This is a genomic window from Streptomyces sp. CA-181903 (assembly GCF_050937075.1).
In the GTDB taxonomy this organism is placed as follows: domain Bacteria; phylum Actinomycetota; class Actinomycetes; order Streptomycetales; family Streptomycetaceae; genus Streptomyces.
Genome location: NZ_JBNJLY010000001.1, coordinates 2,161,576 through 2,177,945 on the forward strand (window position 1 = coordinate 2,161,576; position 16,370 = coordinate 2,177,945).

A 16,370-nucleotide genomic window follows, 5' to 3' on the forward strand; every position below is an offset into this window, starting at 1 on the left:
GGGCGGCCCGGGGCATACGGATTACCTGTCACGACGAGACGAGGGAATCCGGCTGGACGCCGGAAAAACGGTGGCAAGGGGGAGGCGCGCCCCACGAGAACCGTGTCGGCCCCGGACCGCTGAAACGTTACTGCCGCGTCAGAGGATTTCGATGGAGTTCACCTTGGGCGGGCGGTTCGGGAAGGTGATTTCATGCCAGCGCTCGATTTTCACCGAGTCGCCGTTGGCGTCGTAGTAGATCAGGTCGTTGTTGCCGGTGGAGATCTTGTCGACCCACCATCCGCCGAAGTCGGTCCTACCGCGGTTCGCGTAGCAGTCGACGCTCTGACGTCCGCCGCTGTGCGACCAGATCTTCAGGAAGGGCTCCCCGCCGCGGCAGGGGATGTGGTCGATGGCGTAGGCGTTGCCGGCCGGGACGACCACGGTCAACGCGGCGGCGGCCGCGAGGGCCAAGGCGGCGGAAGTCGCGGTCTTTTTCGCTTTCGACAGCACTGGACGAGTCTCCTTCTTCGAATGTCGAACCGGGAGTTCACCGGGCAACCGCCATGGGTCGCGCCGGGGTTCATGCGTCGTGCGTCACGCGTCGCGCCGAACGAGAGGAATTCGCGCCGACTTCGATTGCGGAAGGCCGCCACGCCATCTCGTCTCGCGCTCGCATAACGACGATCCCCCGTAACCGCTGTACATAGCAACCGTTGACTGCTCAACTGACTGGAACACCCCCCTCCGGTGTCCGGATCGCAACTCCCTGGGGCAATCGGCCGGGATGGTCCGCGTGCGATGACCGCCCCATGACAGGCGAACGGGGAGCGGTGGGGCAGCAGGACACGGGGTTACCGGCTGGGCAACCGGCAGACCGAGGCAGGCGAGCGGTTCGCCGCGCTGTCGGAGCCCTTCGACGCGTCGATGTTCCGGCACTTCGAGCGGATCGGTGCCGGCGAGGGGTGGCGGCGCCGGCGGGAGGTCGGCGCCGGCGGGGCCGGCGTCCCGGCATGGCCGGCCGCGCGCGTCGGGCCGACCGGGCACGTCGTGGCCACCGACCTCGACACGTCCTGGCTGCCGGACGCGACGGCTGAACGTTCCGCCCCGACGTCAAAGAAGGCGCGACAGGTGACGCGACAGCTCAGGAATCATGGCGCCCTGCGCCTGAGCGGCCATGAGTTGCCGGACGTACTCCTGGGCCACGGCCTCCAGCCGGTCTCACATCCGGTCGCTCACGGCAGGCTACGCCGCCGCCCCGCGCCCTCCCGGGCCCGCGGAGCGGGACCCGTCGTCGCCCTGCCGGTGCGGGCGGCGGTGTGAGGTGAGCGGGGCGGCGTCCGGGGCGCAGGGCGGGGGCCGATATCGCAGGGGCCCGCCGAGGGTTACTTCAGCAAGGAGTTGACGGCGCTCGACAGGCCCGAAGTGGCGGACTGGCCCGTGCTGTTCGCCGTGTCCTTGGCGCTCGACACGGCCCCGGACTCGGGCGTCGACGCCGGGGACGGCTGCGCGGCGGACGGCCCCTCCGGCGTCATCGACGAGCCGCCGGACGCCGTGGGGTCGTACCGGTAGGTGTCGGTCACCTTGTGCTCCTGGGTCAGGTTCCCCGGCGCCGGCGACACCACCAGCACCGGGTATCCGTCGTCGCCGTGGTGGTGATGGTGGTCGTCCGCCAGTGCGGCGGGCGCCAGGCCCAGCACCGCCGTTCCGACGACGGCGGCCACCACCGTGACCATGAGACGACTGCGCAGCGATGCCATGACGTTCACTCCCACTCTCGTTGAAGGAACACACCGGCTGCCGGCACACGGGTAACTCCCGTACCAGCAGCGGGAATCAAGCAGAGCATGGCATTCCCGTGCCGCCCGGCACAGGTGCCAGTGGCGCGCGGGACGGCGCCCTGCGCCTTGTCGCTTCGTAGGAAGAATCCGTGACGCCCGGTGCGGCGTTTTCTCAGGGAGCGATGGGGAGTTGGCGCTTGTGGTCGGTGAGGCGGTAGCGGCGGACGATCGTCTCGAAGGCCCGCTCCTCGACCGGCTTGCCCTCCAGGAAGTCGTCGATGTCGTCGTACGTGACACCGAGCGCGTCCTCGTCGGCCTTGCCCGGGTCGAGGGTCTCCAGGTCGGCGGTGGGGGTCTTCCACACCAGCTCGGCGGGCGCGCCCAGGGCGTCGGCGACGGCGCGTACCCGGCGCTTGGTGAGGCCGGTCAGCGGGACGAGGTCGGCGGCCCCGTCGCCGTACTTGGTGAAGAAGCCCGAGACCGCCTCGGCGGCGTGGTCGGTGCCGACGACCAGGCCCTCGTGCGCCCCGGCCACCGCGTACTGGGCGATCATGCGCTGCCGTGCCTTGATGTTGCCGTGCAGGAAGTCCTGGTGGTGCGCGTCGCGGAAGCGGGTGCCGCCTGCGAGGACGGCCTCCAGCGCGGCGTCGGCGGCGGGCTTGACGTCCACGGTCAGCACGTGGTCGGCGCGGATGAAGGAGAGGGCGAGCTGGGCGTCGTGCTCGTCGGCCTGGACGCCGTAGGGCAGCCGCATCGCGTAGAAGTGCGCTTCGTGGCCGGTGGCGCGGGCCCGCTCGACCGCGAGCTGGCAGAGCCGTCCCGCGGTGGTGGAGTCGACGCCTCCGCTGATGCCGAGGACGAGGGAGCGCAGGCCGGTGGAGGTCAGCCGCTCGGCGAGGAAGGCCACCCGGCGCTCGATCTCCCGCTCGGCGTCGAAGTCCTCGGACACCTGGAGTTCCCGGGCTATCTCCTGCTGCAGGGCGGTGGACGCCGGCTCGCTCACGTCTGCTCCTTGGTGCGTGCGGTTCGCGTGGTGCTGTTCCGCCAGCCTACCCAGTGGGAGCGCGGGGGCCCTGCCCACCGCCGCCGGGTGGCGGCGGTGGGCAGGGCCCGAGCGGACGGACCGACGAAGATCAGCCGGTCAGCTTCGCCGACTTGCGACGCGCGGTCCAGACCGCCGTCCCGCCCGCGAGGACGAGCGCCGCGGCACTGCCGACCAGGGGGCCGGTGGGGGTGTCGTTACCGGTGTGGGCGAGGGAGTCGTCCGTGCCAGTGCCCGTACCCGTACCCGACGAGCTGCCGGTACCGCTCGTACCGGTGCCGGTACCCGACGGGCTCGTACCGTCGGTGTTCGTGCCGGTGGAGTCGTCGTCGAGCTTGGCGTCCTTGTTGACCGCGATCTTCGCGGTCACCGGGTCGAGACCGTCACTCTTGTTGGGCTTGAATCCCCGGATGGTCAGCGCCTTCTTCCCGTCCTCGGTGAGGGTGGCCTGCACCGTGTTGAGCGTGACGACGCCGTTGGCGGCCGTGAGGGAGTCCGTGTAGAGGAGGTCCGCCAGCGCGACGTCGCCCTCGAACGCGGGCTTCCCGCCCACCTTGTTGGAAACATGGCCCCACAGCTGCTTCTTCGCCCCGTCGATCTTCAGCTTGGAGACGGTGACCTCGACCTCCGCCCCCTTCTCCGTCTGGTAGGCGAGGAAGCGCACCGAACCCTCGAACTCGGCCGTGACCAGCTGGGACTTCGCCGTGTCGTACTTTCCCTTCGCCTTGGTGAAGCGGAACCCGGTGTCCCGCTGCTCCGCGCCGCCCGAGACCTCGATCTTCCCGTTGGCCGGCGAACCGGTGATGGCGGTACGGAACGCCTGGGAGACGCCCCAGTCGAGACGGCCGTCGTAGACCGTGGAGTCCGCGGCCAGCTGGTTCGACTGCTCGGTGCTGCTGCCGGTGCTGCCGGTGGTCCCCGGCGTCTCCGAGCTCCCGGTGCTTCCCGTGGTCCCGGGGGAGGCGGAGGAGCCGCCGGTCCCCTCGGTACCGCCCTTCGGGTCGCCCGTCCTCGGGACCAACGACTCCTCCTCCGGGCCCCAGACCTTGCCCTCGTCGACGCCCTCCGGCTTCGACTCGGAGGACGGGGTCTCCTTCGACTCAGGGGTCTTCTTCGGCTCGGAGGGCTCCTTCGGCTTCGGCGCGGGCACCTTGTCGGAGTCGGGAGCCGGCTTCTTGCTGGGTATCGGGGCCGGCTCGTGATCGTCGGGGAGCGGGAGCGGAGCGCTCTGCTTCACCGAGAGGGAGAGGTTGTCGAGGGACGCCCCGGTCTTGTAGACGGAGTGCTTCTTGTAGGTGAGCGCCTTGGCGCCGTCGGCGGTCAGGCTCGCGGGGACCTTGGCGAGTGCCGGGACGTCGTTCTTGCCGTCGGCTTTGTCGTCGCTCTTGGCGTCCTTCTTGGCGTCCTTGGCGTCGCTCTTGCTGTCGTCCTTGGCGTGATCCTTGCCGCCCTTGTCTCCCTTGTCGCCCTTATTACCGTTGTCGCTCTTGTCGGCTTTCTTCTCCGTCTTCTTCTCGTCCTTCTCGGCCTTGTCCCCCTTGCCGTCCTTCTCGTCCTTCTCGTTCTTCCCCGCCGACTCCCCCTTCGCCAGGTCGAGCGTGGCGAGGGTGACGTCGTCGCGGGTCTTGCCGGAGGTCGTGACGTCGGCGGTGACGCGACCCTTCCCGCCCTCGCCGATCACCTTGAGGTCACTGAACTTCACGTCCAGGTCCCAGTGCTTCTTCTTCCCCTCGCCCTTGGCGTGGCCCAGGAAGCGGACGCTGCCCTTGAAAGCGGTGGTGAAGGAGTGCTTCTCGCGGTCGTAGGTGCCCTTGCCGCCGGAGAAGGTGAAGGCGCCGTTGCCGTCCGCCTGTTCGGCGCCGTCGGCGACGCGGATGGTGCCGTCGGCCTCCTTGCCGGTGACGTACTGGCGGAACGATTCCTTGATGCCCCAGGTGAGGGTGGCGTCCTTGAGCTGGAACCCGGTCGGCTGCTTGGCCGCCGCGTCCGGCTCCTCACCGGCGGCTCGGGCGGGCAGGGTGAGCACGGTGGCCCCGAGGGCGATCGCCGTGGCGACGGCGGCGGTGAACGCCGTCCGTCTCTGAGTTACGGCCATGTGTCAACTCTCCTTAGGGGTAGTGCGGCCGGTGCCTGCCGGCACATGAAAGGTAGTCAGTCGAATGGATGCGCGGAAAGCGGAAAAGGGTCCCTCACACGGCACATGAGTCGTCACATCACGGCACATGAGTCGCCACCCGCGTCATCACGAGTCGCCGCAAACGCCATCGCGGCTCCCCCGGATGCCATCGCGAGTCGCCACTCGCGCCATCACGAGTCGCCGCACACGTCACCACTCGCGTCGTCCCCCAGTCGTCACACGCGTCATCACGCGAGTCGTCACCCGCACCGCGCGCCCCACCGGACGGCCACCCGCCCACGTCCGAGGTGGCCGGATTCGTCCCCCATCCGTTCGTGGGCCTCCCGGCGGCCGACGGGCCCGGTACGCGCGTCTACGCCGCGTCGGCATGCACGTCGCGCACACCCCGGCGAGGTGTCGAGGCCACCGCAGCACCCCGGGCGCATTGCGCGAGGGATCGCCTCCCGAGGCAAGCGGGTTTCCGATCGGCCACCCGATCTCGCCACTCCGCCCCCCGCTCCCCCACCTGCTCACCCCTCACCCACCCCTCGCCCGCTCCCCACCCCCACCCCACCCCCCGCGACAGAAGTGACCCGGCGGACCCAAGTGATCAAGCTGTCGACTGGGGCAAGATTTTGCCGCATGAGAGCAGAATCACGTGCACTTTGGGGAACGACTCAGGCAAGCCTCAGATAAGTTAGGTCGGCCTTATTAGAGGTGCTTTTTCAGCCACATCGCCTCCCTTTGTGACGGAGATGTGATGAAAAGGCAGGATTCCGACTTCCGAGCACGCCTGGAGCCCGTATGCGAGCCCTCCGCTCCTCCGCTGTCACCGTCGTCGCCGCGGCGGCGGCTTTGGCCGTCGTGTCCGGCTGCGCAGAGAAGTCGGACGCCGGTGACGCCGACGCGATCCGCGTGACCGCCTCCGACGACAAGTGCGAGGTGTCGAAGACCTCGTTCCCCGCCGGTGACGTGAAGATCAACATTCAGAACAAGGGCTCCAAGGTCACCGAGGTCTACGTCTACGCCGCGGACGACCGGATCGTCACCGAGCGCGAGAACATCGGCCCGGGCACCAAGGCGGAGATCACCGCCACCGTCAAGAAGGCCGGCGACTACGAGATCGCCTGCAAGCCCGGCATGAAGGGCGACGGAATCCGGCAGAAGATCTCCGTGACCGGCGGCGACGGCAAGGAGAAGAAGGCCGACCCGGCGCTCGACAAGGCCGTCGCGGAGTACCGCAAGTACGTCCAGGAGCAGGCCGACGCGACCCTCCCGCTCGCGCAGAAGTTCGCCGACGCCGTGAAGTCGGGCGACCTCGACGCGGCGAAGAAGGCGTACGCCCCGTCCCGCCTCGGCTGGGAGCGGACCGAGCCCGTCGCCGAGTCGTTCGGTGACATCGACCCCAAGGTCGACGTCCGCGAGGACGGCCTGGAGAAGGGCCAGAAGTGGACCGGCTGGCACAGGCTGGAGAAGTCGCTCTGGGACGACAAGAAGATCACTGACGAGGACAAGGCCCTCGCCGACCAGCTGATGAAGGACCTCACCGACTGGCAGAAGCGGGTCGGCACCGCCGAGATCACGCCGACCAGCATGGCGAACGGCGCCAAGGAGCTCCTCGACGAGGTCTACCGGAACAAGATCACCGGTGAGGAGGAGCGCTACAGCCACACCGACCTGGTCGACTTCGAGGGCAACGTCCAGGGCGCGGAGAAGGCGTACGAGCTGCTGAAGCCGGTCGCCGGCAAGCAGGACGCGGCGCTCGTCCAGGAACTGGACAAGCAGTTCGCGGCGGTGAAGAAGTCCCTCGACGACTACCGCGAAGGGGACTCCTTCAAGTCCTACGACACGGTCGGCAAGGACGACCGCAAGAAGCTGTCCGACGTCGTCAACGCCCTCTCCGAGCCGCTGTCCAAGCTCGCCGGCGCCGTCGTGAAGTGACCGGGGATACGTGCGATGAGCGACGCGATGAACGAGAAGAACGAGACGACGAACGGGACGGCTTCCGGCGACCGAGCCGCGGAGCCCGCGGAAGCGAAGACGGAAGCGAAGGCCGAGCCCCAGGCTGAAACGAAGGCCGAACCCAAGGCCGAAGCGAAGGCCGCACCCCAGGCCGAAGCGAAGGCCGCCCCCAAGGACGAAGCGAAGGCCGCACCCGAGGCCAAGGCGGAAGCCGGCGCGGCCGGAAAGGGCTCCTCCCGCAAGCCCTCCCGCCGCGCCCTCCTCGGCTGGGGCGGCGCCGGTCTGGCGCTCGGTGCCGCCGCGGCCGGCGGCACGACCGCGGCCCTGCGCCTGGGCGACGACGACAAGACGCCGGCCGCCGCCGAGGGCGAGGCCGTGCCCTTCTACGGCCCCCACCAGGCCGGCATCGCCACGCCCGTCCAGGACCGGCTGCACTTCGCCGCCTTCGACGTGCGCACGGACGACCGCGAGCAGTTGATCCAGCTGCTGAAGGAGTGGACGGCCGCCGCCGCCCGGATGACCGCGGGTCACGAGGTCGGCGAGGGCGCCATCAGCGAGAACGACGAGCTGCCGCCGGACGACACCGGCGAGGCGCTGGGCCTCAAGCCGTCCCGGCTGACGCTCACGTTCGGCGTCGGTCCCACCCTGTTCGAGAAGGACGGCAAGGACCGCTTCGGCCTCAAGGGCCGCCGCCCGAAGGCCCTGATCGACCTGCCGCCGTTCCCCGGTGACAACCTGGACCCGGCCCGCAGCGGCGGCGACCTCTGCGTCCAGGCGTGCGCGGACGACCCGCAGGTCGCGGTGCACGCGATCCGCAACCTCGCCCGCATCGGCATGGGCCGGGTCGCGATCCGCTGGTCGCAGCTCGGCTTCGGCAAGACCTCGTCGACCACCCCCGACGCCATGACGCCGCGCAACATGATGGGCTTCAAGGACGGCACCCGGAACATCGCGGGCACCGAGACCGACCGGCTCGACAAGTTCGTGTGGGTGGGCGAGAAGGACGCCGACGGCTGGATGGCCGGCGGCTCGTACCTCGTCGCCCGCCGCATCCGCATGCACATCGAGACCTGGGACCGCACCTCCCTGAAGGAGCAGGAGGACGTCTTCGGCCGCGACAAGGCCGAGGGCGCGCCGCAGGGCAAGCGGCGGGAGCGCGAGGAGCCCAACCTCCGGGTGCTGAAGCCCAACGCGCACGTCCGCCTCGCCCACCCCGACACCAACGCGGGGGCGACGATCCTGCGCCGCGGCTACTCCTTCACGGACGGCACCGACGGCCTGGGCCGGCTCGACGCCGGACTGTTCTTCATCGCCTACCAGCGCGACGTCCGGGACGGCTTCGTGCCGATCCAGACCCGGCTGTCGCGTTCGGACGCCCTCAACGAGTACATCCAGCACGTGGGTTCGGCCGTCTTCGCCGTCCCGCCGGGCGTCCGCGACAAGGACGACTGGTGGGGTCGGACGCTGTTCGGCTGACGGCCCCGCACACGAAGGAGGCGCCGCGTGTTCGGCAACTACCTGATCGGCCTGCGCGAGGGGCTGGAGGCCAGCCTGGTCGTCTGCATCCTCGTCGCCTACCTGGTCAAGAGCGGCCGCAGGGACGCCCTGCGGCCGGTCTGGCTCGGCATCGCCGCGGCCGTGCTGCTCAGCATGGGCTTCGGCGCCGTGCTCCAGTACGGCTCGCAGACCATGACGTTCGAGGCGCAGGAGATGCTGGGCGGCTCGCTGTCCGTCATCGCCGTGGGCCTGGTGACGTGGATGGTCTTCTGGATGCGGCGCACCGCGCGGCACCTGAAGAAGGAACTGCACGGCAAGCTGGACGCGGCGCTGGCCATGGGCACCACCGCGCTGGTGGTGACGGCGTTCCTGGCCGTGGGCCGGGAGGGCCTGGAGACCGCGCTGTTCATCTGGACGGCGGTGCAGGCGACCGACGACGGCGTGCGGCCGCTGGTCGGCGCGCTGCTCGGGCTGCTCACGGCGGTGCTGCTGGGCTGGCTGTTCTACCGGGGCGCGCTGCGGATCAACCTGGCGAAGTTCTTCACCTGGACCGGCGGCATGCTGATCGTGGTGGCGGCGGGCGTGCTCGCGTACGGCTTCCACGACCTCCAGGAGGCCGACGTCCTGCCGGGGCTGAACTCGACGGCGTTCGACATCAGCGAGCAGGTGCCGGTCGACAGCTGGTACGGGACGCTGCTGAAGGGCGTCTTCAACTTCCAGCCGGACCCGACGAAGCTCCAGGTGTGGGTGTGGGTGCTGTACCTGGTCCCGACCCTGGTGCTGTTCTTCCGCCCCGGCCGCACCGGTAAGGTGGCGCCGTCCCCGGCAGCCACCGCTGCCAGCGCAGTCACCGAGGAGTCCAAGGCCGATGCGACGTCGGACGCGCCCGCGTCTTCCGCGCCCGCCGCGTCGTCTGCCGCGCCTTCCGCGTCGTCCGCCGTGGCCGGTGCCGTCCCGGGTGCTCCCGCTGCTCCTGCTGCCGGCGCTGCTGGCGACCGGGTGCGTGACGGTGCACGGCGAGCGGGAGATCGTCCCGGCGGTGGAGAAGGCTGAGGCCGCCAAGGCCCTCGGCGATTTCACCGCCGGCTACACCAAGGCGTACCGCGCGCTCGACCCGGCCCTCGTGGACCGGGTCGAGACCGGCGCCCTCGCCGAGATCGGCCGCGCCGACGTGACCGCGCAGCGCAAGCTGCTGCCCCAGGGCAACCCGGGCTATCCGGCGCTGGAACTGCGCGACGCCCGGTTCGCCATCCCCAAGTCGGCGGGCTGGCCCAAGTTCTTCGTCGCCGACACCCTCAGCAACCGGGACAGGAACCGGTGGCTGGTGGTGTTCACGCGCGACAGCGCCAAGGACCCGTGGAAGGCCGCCTACCTGACGCTGCAGGCGCCGGGCACGGTCCCGGCGTTCCGGACGGACCGGGACGGCTTGGCGGAGGCCGTTCCGGTACGGGCCGGGGAGCCGTCCGGGCTGGCGCTGGACCCCGACGCGGTCAGCGGCGCGTACACCGGCTTCCTGCGCACCGGCAAGGGCGACGACTTCGCCCCCGACCTCGCCACCACCCAGCTCCGGGCCGACCGCGCCAAGCTCGCGCGGACGCCCACCTTCTGGACCGACTGGATCGACACCCCCGAGCAGGGGCCCGGCTTCCCCGCGCTCGCGCTGCGCACGGCCGACGGGGGCGCGGTCGTCTTCTTCACCGCCCACCACCGCGAGAAGCGGACCATGGCCAGGGGCGTCCGTCCGGCCGTCACCGAGCAGCGGACGAAGTCCCTGCTGACCGGGCGGCTGTCGACGGCGATCACGTACACACGGGTGTCGGAGTCGGCGGTGCGGGTGCCGGCGAAGGGAGAGCGGGTCAAGGGGGCGGCGTCCCGGGTGCGGTTCCTGAACCGGATCGAGTCGCTGATCGCGGCGAAGGGCGAGTAGCCGAAGGGCGGGCGGGGACGGGGGCGGGGCAAGGGCCGGGCGCGGGCCCCGGCGAGCCCGCGGGCGGTCCTCGACGTCCTCGCCTGGACGTCCTCGCCTGGACGTCCTCGACGGGGTCAGCGGCCGATCGGCCAGGCGGCCTGGTGCTCGTGGTCCGGCCGGTCCCCCGCGTACTGCGCGCACGCGTCCGTCAGCGTCTCCAGCAGCGTCAGCGGATCCGGCAGCGGCCGTTCCGGGCCCAGCAGCCAGGCCACGTGCGCGTCGTCGCCGGGCAGGCGGGAGGGCGGCAGGAGGACGTAGCTGCCGCGGCAGTGCCAGCGCAGGCCGGGGTGCTCGTCGAGGGTCTCGGGGTGGCAGTCGAGCTCGCAGGGCCACCACTCGTCCTCGTCGTCCGGGGTGCCGCGGGTGGCCGTGAAGAAGAGCATGCGGTCGGGGGCGACGGTGGCGACGGGCCCGACCTCGACGCCGGCGGCCGTGAGCCGGTCCAGCGCCTTGCGGCCGGCCTCGGCGGGGACGTCCAGGACGTCGTGGGCCATGCCGGTGGCGGTGACGAAGTTGGCCTCGGGCTGGGCCCGGAGCCATTTGGCGACCTTCTCCGGGTCGGTGGTGGCGAGGGTCTGCCAGGCGAAGGAGACGGGATGCCGGCCCGGGGTGGGACAGCCGATGCGTTCGCACGAACACCCGTAACCGGACGGGTGGGCGGCCGGGGCCAGGGGGAACCCCGCGGCGGCCGCGGCCAGGAGCAGTTCCTCGCGGGCGGCACCGGTGGCCGCCCCCGCACCCGCATCGCCGCCCGCTCCGCTCCTGGGGCGGCGCAGCCACTGGGAGAATCTGCTCTTGCGTTCCATCTATCCCCTCACTTCGACCGCGGTCTCCGCTCAATGCTGCCACCATCCTGCGCCCGACGTGACCGTCGGGCGCATCCGAGGGTGTGACACGGGCCGCTCCGGCGGGTGGGCCGGGCGTGGACGGGCCCGGCGGCGGCGCCCTGCGGCGGGGTTCAGCGCGGGCTGAGTCCCCGCAGGGTGATCTCGACGATGCTGTCGGCGTAGGCGTGGGTGAGGGGCTGGGTGCGCAGCATCCAGCGGTGGGCGAGCGGGCCGACGAGCAGTTCCAGAGCGATGCGCGGGTCCACGTCCGGGTCGGCCTGCCCGGCCTCCTGGGCGGCGCGCAGCCGGGTGACGTACAGCTGGAGCTGCGGTTCGAGCACCGCCCTGGTGAACTGGGCGCAGAGGTCCGGGTTGGCGATGCTCTCGGCGGCGAGGGCGCGCGAAGGCGCGTCGTAGCGCGGGCTGTTGAGTTCGTCGACGGTGGCGCGGAGCACGAGCTTGAGGTCGGCTTCCAGGTCGCCGGTGTCGGGAAGCTCGTGGTGCCCTTCGGCGGCCTCCTCGCCGAGGGCGACGAAGGCGTCCAGGAGGACGGCGGCCTTGGAGGGCCACCAGCGGTAGATCGTCTGCTTGCCCACGCCGGCCCGGGCGGCGATGGCCTCGATGGTGAGCCGCTGGTAGCCGGTCTCGCCGGTGAGTTCGAGGGCGGCTTCCAGGATCGCGCGACGGGAACGCTCGCTGCGGCGGTTGGCGTCGGGCGGGGTCTTGGTAGTGGCCATGGGGCAGGGTAGCGGTTCGATGAGGCGAGACGTTTCGTCTCGTTGGGGGTTGACGGAGGGGTGTGGCGCGTGGCGTAATAGCGGAGTCATCGCGAGACGAGACGTCTCGTCTCAATCGAATGCGAGGCACCGACGGAAGGAGCCCCCATGACCCGGGGAAACGGCAGGATGCTCGGCGTGGGCGGGACCCGCAGCAACCTCTCGCGCAAGGCGCTGCGCGGCAACGCGTCCGGCGGGGCCGGCCGGGGCGCCGACCCGCTCGCACAGAAGCGGGAACTGCTGCGCGCGTTGCGGGAAGGAAGGAGCGGTACCACCGGGGCGTGACGGGCCGTGCGTAAACCACCCGTACGGTTCATGCGCGAACGGCGCCCAGCGTGGACGATTTGGGCACGTACGCTCGCCGCGTACGTGCCCAACACCACCGTGAGGAGCGCGACTTGCGTACCGCAGCACCACGGGCGGCGAGCCCCCGCCGTTATCTGATGTGCCCGCCCGCCCACTTCAAGGTCACCTACTCGATCAACCCCTGGATGGACCCGGCCAAGCCGGTCGACCTGCCGCTCGCCCTCACGCAGTGGGAAACCCTCCGCGACCGCTACCGCGCCCTCGGCCACACCGTGGAGGAGCTCGAACCCCGCCCGGACCTGCCCGACATGGTGTACGCGGCGAACGGCGCCACGGTCGTCGACGGCCGCGTCCTCGGCGCCCGCTTCGCCCACCCGCAGCGCGCCGCCGAGGCGGCCGTGCACGCGGAGTGGTTCCGGTCGCATGGCTACGAGGTGGTCCGCGAACCCGAGCACATCAACGAGGGCGAGGGCGACTTCGCCGTCACCGACTCCTGGCTGCTCGCCGGCCGCGGCTTCCGCAGCAGCCCGCTGTCGCACCCCGAGGCACAGGAGTTCTTCGGCCGCCCGGTCATCGGCCTGGACCTGATCGACCCCCGCTACTACCACCTCGACACGGCCCTGTGCGTCCTCGACGCGGCCGGCGACGAGATCATGTACTACCCCGGCGCCTTCTCCCCCGGCAGCCGGGCCGTCCTGGAACGCCTCTTCCCCGACGCGCTCGTCGCCGACGCGGAGGACGCGGCGGCGCTCGGCCTCAACGCGGTCAGCGACGGCCGCCACGTCCTCCTCCCGCAGGCGGCCGTCGGCCTCTTCGGCCCCCTGCGGGAACGCGGCTTCGAACCGATCGGGATGGACCTGGGCGAGCTGCTGAAGGGGGGCGGCAGCGTGAAGTGCTGCACGGCGGAGCTGCGTTGAGCGGTGCCGGATGATCCGGGGGGCATGTGCCGGGTCGTCCGGGGCGCACGGATTGGATGATCCGGGGCGCATGTGCCGGGACGTCCGGGGCGCACGGATTGGATGATCCGGGGCGCATGTGCCGGGCGGGCCGGGTGCCGGCCCGGCCGGTGGCGGGTGCGGGTGCGGGTGCTGGACGCTCGGGAGCCCGGGCCGGCGCTCGGGGCGGCCGGTGTGCCGGTGTGCCCGGGGTGGGGGCGTCCAGTGCCCGAGATGCCCAGGCCGCAAGCGGAGGCGTGGGCGCCGGGTGCACCGTTCGAACACCGCCCGCCCGCGCGACCGCCGCTGCCCGGCCGGGTCAGTCCTCGCCGGCCTCCGGCGGCCACGCGTCGCCCCAGTCCGTGTCGCGCGCGGCGCGGTAGAGGTCGCCGTGGCGCTTGGTCACCGTCTCGCGGCGCAGGCCCTCGTCGCGGGTGCACAGCTCCAGGAGGACCTGGCCCTTGCGGATCTGCGGGCGGCGGACGACGCGAGCGCGGGCGCCGGGGAGACCGTCCACGTCACCGGTCCGCACGGCCGCGACGTACGAGAACTTCTCGTCCTCGTACGCCAGCGAGCCGCCCTTGACCTGCCGGTGCAGTGAGGACCTGCTGACGCGGGCGGAGAAGTGGCACCAGTCCGCGCCCGGCTCTATCGGGCAGGCGGCGCTGTGCGGGCAGGGGGCGATCACCTCGAAACCCGCCGCGATCAGCCGGTCGCGGGCGTCGATCACCCGGCGGTAGCCCTCCGGCGTGCCCGGTTCGACGATCACGGCGGCCCGGGCCCGGGCGGCCTGGTCGACGACGGACCGCCGGGCGTCGTCGGTGAGTTCGCCGAGGACGTAGGAGACGGTGACGAGGTCGGTGCCGTCGGGGACGGCCGGGCCGCCGCCGATGACCTGCCGCTGCCACCGCACGGCGCGCAGCGCGGGCGAGGCGGCGGCGCCGGCGAGTTCGGCGCCGAGGGCGAGGGCGGGTTCCGCCCAGTCCAGGACGGTGGTCGTCCGCCCGGCGCCCTCCGGCCAGGCCGCCGCGACGGCCCAGGTAGCCGCGCCCGTACCGCCGCCGAGGTCCACGTGCGAACCGGGCGACCAGTCGGGCATCCGCTCCCGGAACGCCTCCAGCGCGTGCCGGACGGCCTCGAAGGTCGCGGGCATGCGGTACGCGGCGTAGGCGGCGACGTCGGATCGGTCGCGCAGGACCGGCGCGTCGGTCGGGGTCCGCCCCCGGTAGTTGGCGATCAGCCGCTCGACGGCCCGCGCGGCCTGCCGGGGCGGCAGACCGTCGAGCAGTCCGGCGAGCGCGGCGCGGAGGTTCTCGCCGGTCGGCGGCGTGTTCTCGGGGGCGTGCATTGGGTGGATTTTACGGGGTGGGGGCGGGGCGGGCGCCGCTTGCCCGTGCCGCGGGCGGCGTGGTGGGCGCGGCCTGCCGGGCGGCGGGGCGGGTACGGCGGGCGGGGGCGGGTGACGGCCGCCCCCGCGCGACTCTCGTACCCCGGACGTTGCCCGGGGCGCGCCGCCGAGGAACCGTCGCCCCCGGGGTACCGCGCGCCCGGCCCGCGCGGACCGGGCTACTCCGCGGCCACGGTGCCCGTCGCGCCCGTACGGCCCTCGGGGCTCTCGCCCGCCGGGGCCGACGAGGCCCCGGGCCCGCGCTGCCATGCGGGCCGCGCGAGCCGCGCCGCCCGCACAGCAGGACGAAGCTGAGCACCGCCGCCACCGCACAGCCGAGCTGGACGGTGGCCATCGGGACGGCCGTGTGCTCGCCCGCGATGCCGACGAGCGGGGAGGCGATGGCGCCGAGCAGGTAGGTGGAGGTGCCGAGCAAGGCGGAGGCGGAGCCGGCCGCGTTGCCCGAGCGCATCAGGGCCTGGGCGTTGGTGTTGGGCATGGCCAGGCCCATGGCGGCCATCAGGACGAACAGCCCGGCGGCGACCGGGGCCAGGCCCGGCTCGCCGAGGACGCCCGTCGTCAGCACCAGCAGTGCCGCCGCGGCCAGGGTGATCACGGCGAGGCCCCAGCCGAGGGCCTTGTCCAGGCTGACGCGGCCGACCAGCACCTTGCCGTTGATCTGTCCGACGATGACGAGTCCGACGGAGTTGAGGCCGAACAGCAGGCTGAACGTCTGCGGCGAGGCGCCGTAGATGTCCTGGACGACGAACGGCGACGCCGAGATGTAGGAGAAGAGGGCGGCGAAGGCGAAGCCGCCGGAGAGCATGTAGCCGGTGAAGGCGCGGTCCGCGAGCAGGCCGCGCATCGCGCGCAGCGTCTCGCCCAGCCCGCCGGACTGCCGGCGGCCGGGCGGCAGGGTCTCGTCGAGGTAGCGGTACACGAGGAACGTCAGGGCGAGGCCGACCCCGGTGAGCACCACGAAGACGCCGCGCCAGTCCGTGAAGCGCAGCAGCTGGCCGCCGATGAGCGGCGCGACGACCGGGGCCACGCCCGAGATCAGCATCAGGGTGGAGAAGAAACGGGCCATGGCCACGCCGTCGTACAGGTCGCGCACCACGGCGCGCGCGATCACGATGCCCGCCGCGCCGGCCAGGCCCTGGACCAGGCGGAACGCGATGAGGAGGGGCGCGTTGGGGGCGACCGCGCAGAGGACGGTGGCGACGACGTAGAGCGCCATGCCGACGAGCAGCGGCCGGCGGCGGCCCCACTTGTCGCTCATCGGGCCGACGACGAGCTGCCCCAGCGCCATACCCATGAGGCAGCCGGTGAGGGTGAGCTGCACGGTGGCCGCGGGGCTGCTCAGGGAATCCGTCACCTCGGGGAGTGCCGGGAGGTACATGTCCATGGACAGCGGGGCCACGGCCGTGAGCCCGCCCAGAGCGAGGGTGACGAACAGCCGGTTCCGGCGGCCGGGCGGCGTTCCGGCCGGCGAGGATATGTGCTGGTCGGACGCGGTGTCCCCAGGCGCGTCGACCGCGGCGGGTGCGGGCTCCTTCATGCGTTACTCCATGGCTCGTACAGGTATCCGTCCATCGTGTCATGGACGCATCCCGTTCCCGTCCCTTACAAGGGCGCACGGCGGCGGGGAGCGCGCCTGCTCATGCGCCTCATACGCCTCCCTGAACGGCCGGTTCCGGGAGTAGCGTCCCGTCACGCTCGGCCCAAAGGCGGGCTTCGCGCGGCCTTCGTGCGGCCTTCATGCGGGCTTCGTGCGGGCTTCGTGCGGGCCTCAC

General features: G+C 71.9%; 14 protein-coding genes and 1 pseudogene. 7 read left to right on the forward strand and 8 right to left on the reverse strand.

Annotation, left to right across the window (positions count from 1 at the left end; translation table 11 throughout):
* Positions 1 to 138: 138 nt before the first annotated feature.
* Entirely contained in the window at positions 139 to 492 is a 354-nt protein-coding gene (locus ACQEVS_RS09495) for a beta/gamma crystallin domain-containing protein (RefSeq protein WP_433017906.1), read from the reverse strand.
* 414 nt (positions 493 to 906) lie between these two features.
* Between ACQEVS_RS09495 and ACQEVS_RS09500 the strand changes: the two genes are divergently transcribed.
* Positions 907 to 1,302, forward strand: a complete 396-nt coding sequence (locus ACQEVS_RS09500) for a hypothetical protein (protein WP_433017909.1) — start codon at positions 907 to 909, stop codon at positions 1,300 to 1,302.
* Positions 1,303 to 1,364: 62 nt separating this feature from the next.
* On the opposite strand, the gene ACQEVS_RS09505 is transcribed toward ACQEVS_RS09500, so the two are convergent.
* From ACQEVS_RS09505 to ACQEVS_RS09515, 3 genes are all read right to left on the reverse strand, one after another.
* On the reverse strand, positions 1,365 to 1,739 hold the full coding sequence (locus ACQEVS_RS09505) for a hypothetical protein (RefSeq protein ID WP_433027404.1): 375 nt from the start codon (positions 1,737 to 1,739) through the stop codon (positions 1,365 to 1,367).
* Positions 1,740 to 1,932: 193 nt separating this feature from the next.
* Positions 1,933 to 2,763, reverse strand: coding sequence for an ammonia-dependent NAD(+) synthetase (gene nadE, locus ACQEVS_RS09510; protein WP_433017912.1), 831 nt, complete (start codon positions 2,761 to 2,763; stop codon positions 1,933 to 1,935).
* Positions 2,764 to 2,893: 130 nt separating this feature from the next.
* Complete coding sequence (locus ACQEVS_RS09515; protein ID WP_433017915.1) at positions 2,894 to 4,897, reverse strand: HtaA domain-containing protein; 2,004 nt, start codon at positions 4,895 to 4,897, stop codon at positions 2,894 to 2,896.
* Between the two features lie 825 nt (positions 4,898 to 5,722).
* Here ACQEVS_RS09515 and efeO point away from each other — a divergent pair.
* Genes efeO through ACQEVS_RS09535 form a run of 4 tightly spaced genes read left to right on the forward strand, consistent with a single transcriptional unit; the run spans position 5,723 to position 10,304 of the window.
* Positions 5,723 to 6,859: an iron uptake system protein EfeO gene (gene efeO, locus ACQEVS_RS09520; RefSeq protein WP_433017918.1), complete on the forward strand. Its 1,137-nt coding sequence runs from the start codon at positions 5,723 to 5,725 to the stop codon at positions 6,857 to 6,859.
* A gap of 15 nt (positions 6,860 to 6,874) precedes the next feature.
* A complete protein-coding gene (gene efeB / locus ACQEVS_RS09525; RefSeq protein ID WP_433017921.1) occupies positions 6,875 to 8,356 on the forward strand; it encodes an iron uptake transporter deferrochelatase/peroxidase subunit in 1,482 nt (493 codons plus the stop codon).
* A gap of 27 nt (positions 8,357 to 8,383) precedes the next feature.
* Positions 8,384 to 9,430 carry an iron uptake transporter permease EfeU gene (gene efeU / locus ACQEVS_RS09530; RefSeq protein WP_433017924.1) on the forward strand — a complete coding sequence of 349 codons (1,047 nt, stop codon included), beginning with the start codon at positions 8,384 to 8,386 and terminating at the stop codon, positions 9,428 to 9,430.
* Positions 9,336 to 10,304, forward strand: a complete 969-nt coding sequence (locus ACQEVS_RS09535) for a hypothetical protein (RefSeq protein WP_433017927.1) — start codon at positions 9,336 to 9,338, stop codon at positions 10,302 to 10,304. The genes efeU and ACQEVS_RS09535 overlap by 95 nt, the downstream gene beginning before the upstream one ends.
* A gap of 116 nt (positions 10,305 to 10,420) precedes the next feature.
* Here ACQEVS_RS09535 and ACQEVS_RS09540 read toward each other — a convergent pair whose 3' ends face one another.
* Together ACQEVS_RS09540 and ACQEVS_RS09545 are read right to left on the reverse strand one after the other, a co-directional pair.
* Entirely contained in the window at positions 10,421 to 11,152 is a 732-nt protein-coding gene (locus ACQEVS_RS09540; protein ID WP_433017930.1) for a bifunctional DNA primase/polymerase, read from the reverse strand.
* 152 nt (positions 11,153 to 11,304) lie between these two features.
* Positions 11,305 to 11,910, reverse strand: coding sequence for a TetR/AcrR family transcriptional regulator (locus ACQEVS_RS09545; protein WP_433017933.1), 606 nt, complete (start codon positions 11,908 to 11,910; stop codon positions 11,305 to 11,307).
* Between the two features lie 147 nt (positions 11,911 to 12,057).
* On the opposite strand from ACQEVS_RS09545, the gene ACQEVS_RS09550 reads away from it, so the two are divergent.
* Both ACQEVS_RS09550 and ddaH read left to right on the forward strand, forming a co-directional pair.
* A complete protein-coding gene (locus ACQEVS_RS09550; RefSeq protein WP_185940565.1) occupies positions 12,058 to 12,234 on the forward strand; it encodes a DUF6243 family protein in 177 nt (58 codons plus the stop codon).
* Between the two features lie 113 nt (positions 12,235 to 12,347).
* Positions 12,348 to 13,172: a dimethylargininase gene (gene ddaH, locus ACQEVS_RS09555; RefSeq protein WP_433017937.1), complete on the forward strand. Its 825-nt coding sequence runs from the start codon at positions 12,348 to 12,350 to the stop codon at positions 13,170 to 13,172.
* A gap of 337 nt (positions 13,173 to 13,509) precedes the next feature.
* On the opposite strand, the gene ACQEVS_RS09560 is transcribed toward ddaH, so the two are convergent.
* Together ACQEVS_RS09560 and ACQEVS_RS09565 are read right to left on the reverse strand one after the other, a co-directional pair.
* Positions 13,510 to 14,538, reverse strand: coding sequence for a small ribosomal subunit Rsm22 family protein (locus ACQEVS_RS09560; RefSeq protein WP_433017940.1), 1,029 nt, complete (start codon positions 14,536 to 14,538; stop codon positions 13,510 to 13,512).
* A 334-nt stretch (positions 14,539 to 14,872) separates the two neighbouring features.
* A pseudogene (locus ACQEVS_RS09565) lies at positions 14,873 to 16,135 on the reverse strand (multidrug effflux MFS transporter); the annotation flags it as partial.
* Between the last annotated feature and the right edge of the window lie 235 nt (positions 16,136 to 16,370).

Bases quoted from the DNA above. Each gene is read 5' to 3' on its own strand.
- ACQEVS_RS09515 (WP_433017915.1), bottom strand. From the start codon at position 4,897: ATGGCCGTAACTCAGAGACGGACGGCGTTCACCGCCGCCGTCGCCACG.
- ACQEVS_RS09550 (WP_185940565.1), top strand. From the start codon at position 12,058: ATGACCCGGGGAAACGGCAGGATGCTCGGCGTGGGCGGGACCCGCAGC.
- ACQEVS_RS09545 (WP_433017933.1), bottom strand. From the start codon at position 11,910: ATGGCCACTACCAAGACCCCGCCCGACGCCAACCGCCGCAGCGAGCGT.
- ACQEVS_RS09505 (WP_433027404.1), bottom strand. From the start codon at position 1,739: ATGGCATCGCTGCGCAGTCGTCTCATGGTCACGGTGGTGGCCGCCGTC.
- efeB (WP_433017921.1), top strand. From the start codon at position 6,875: ATGAGCGACGCGATGAACGAGAAGAACGAGACGACGAACGGGACGGCT.
- ACQEVS_RS09560 (WP_433017940.1), bottom strand. From the start codon at position 14,538: ATGCACGCCCCCGAGAACACGCCGCCGACCGGCGAGAACCTCCGCGCC.
- ACQEVS_RS09500 (WP_433017909.1), top strand. From the start codon at position 907: ATGTTCCGGCACTTCGAGCGGATCGGTGCCGGCGAGGGGTGGCGGCGC.
- efeO (WP_433017918.1), top strand. From the start codon at position 5,723: ATGCGAGCCCTCCGCTCCTCCGCTGTCACCGTCGTCGCCGCGGCGGCG.
- ACQEVS_RS09540 (WP_433017930.1), bottom strand. From the start codon at position 11,152: ATGGAACGCAAGAGCAGATTCTCCCAGTGGCTGCGCCGCCCCAGGAGC.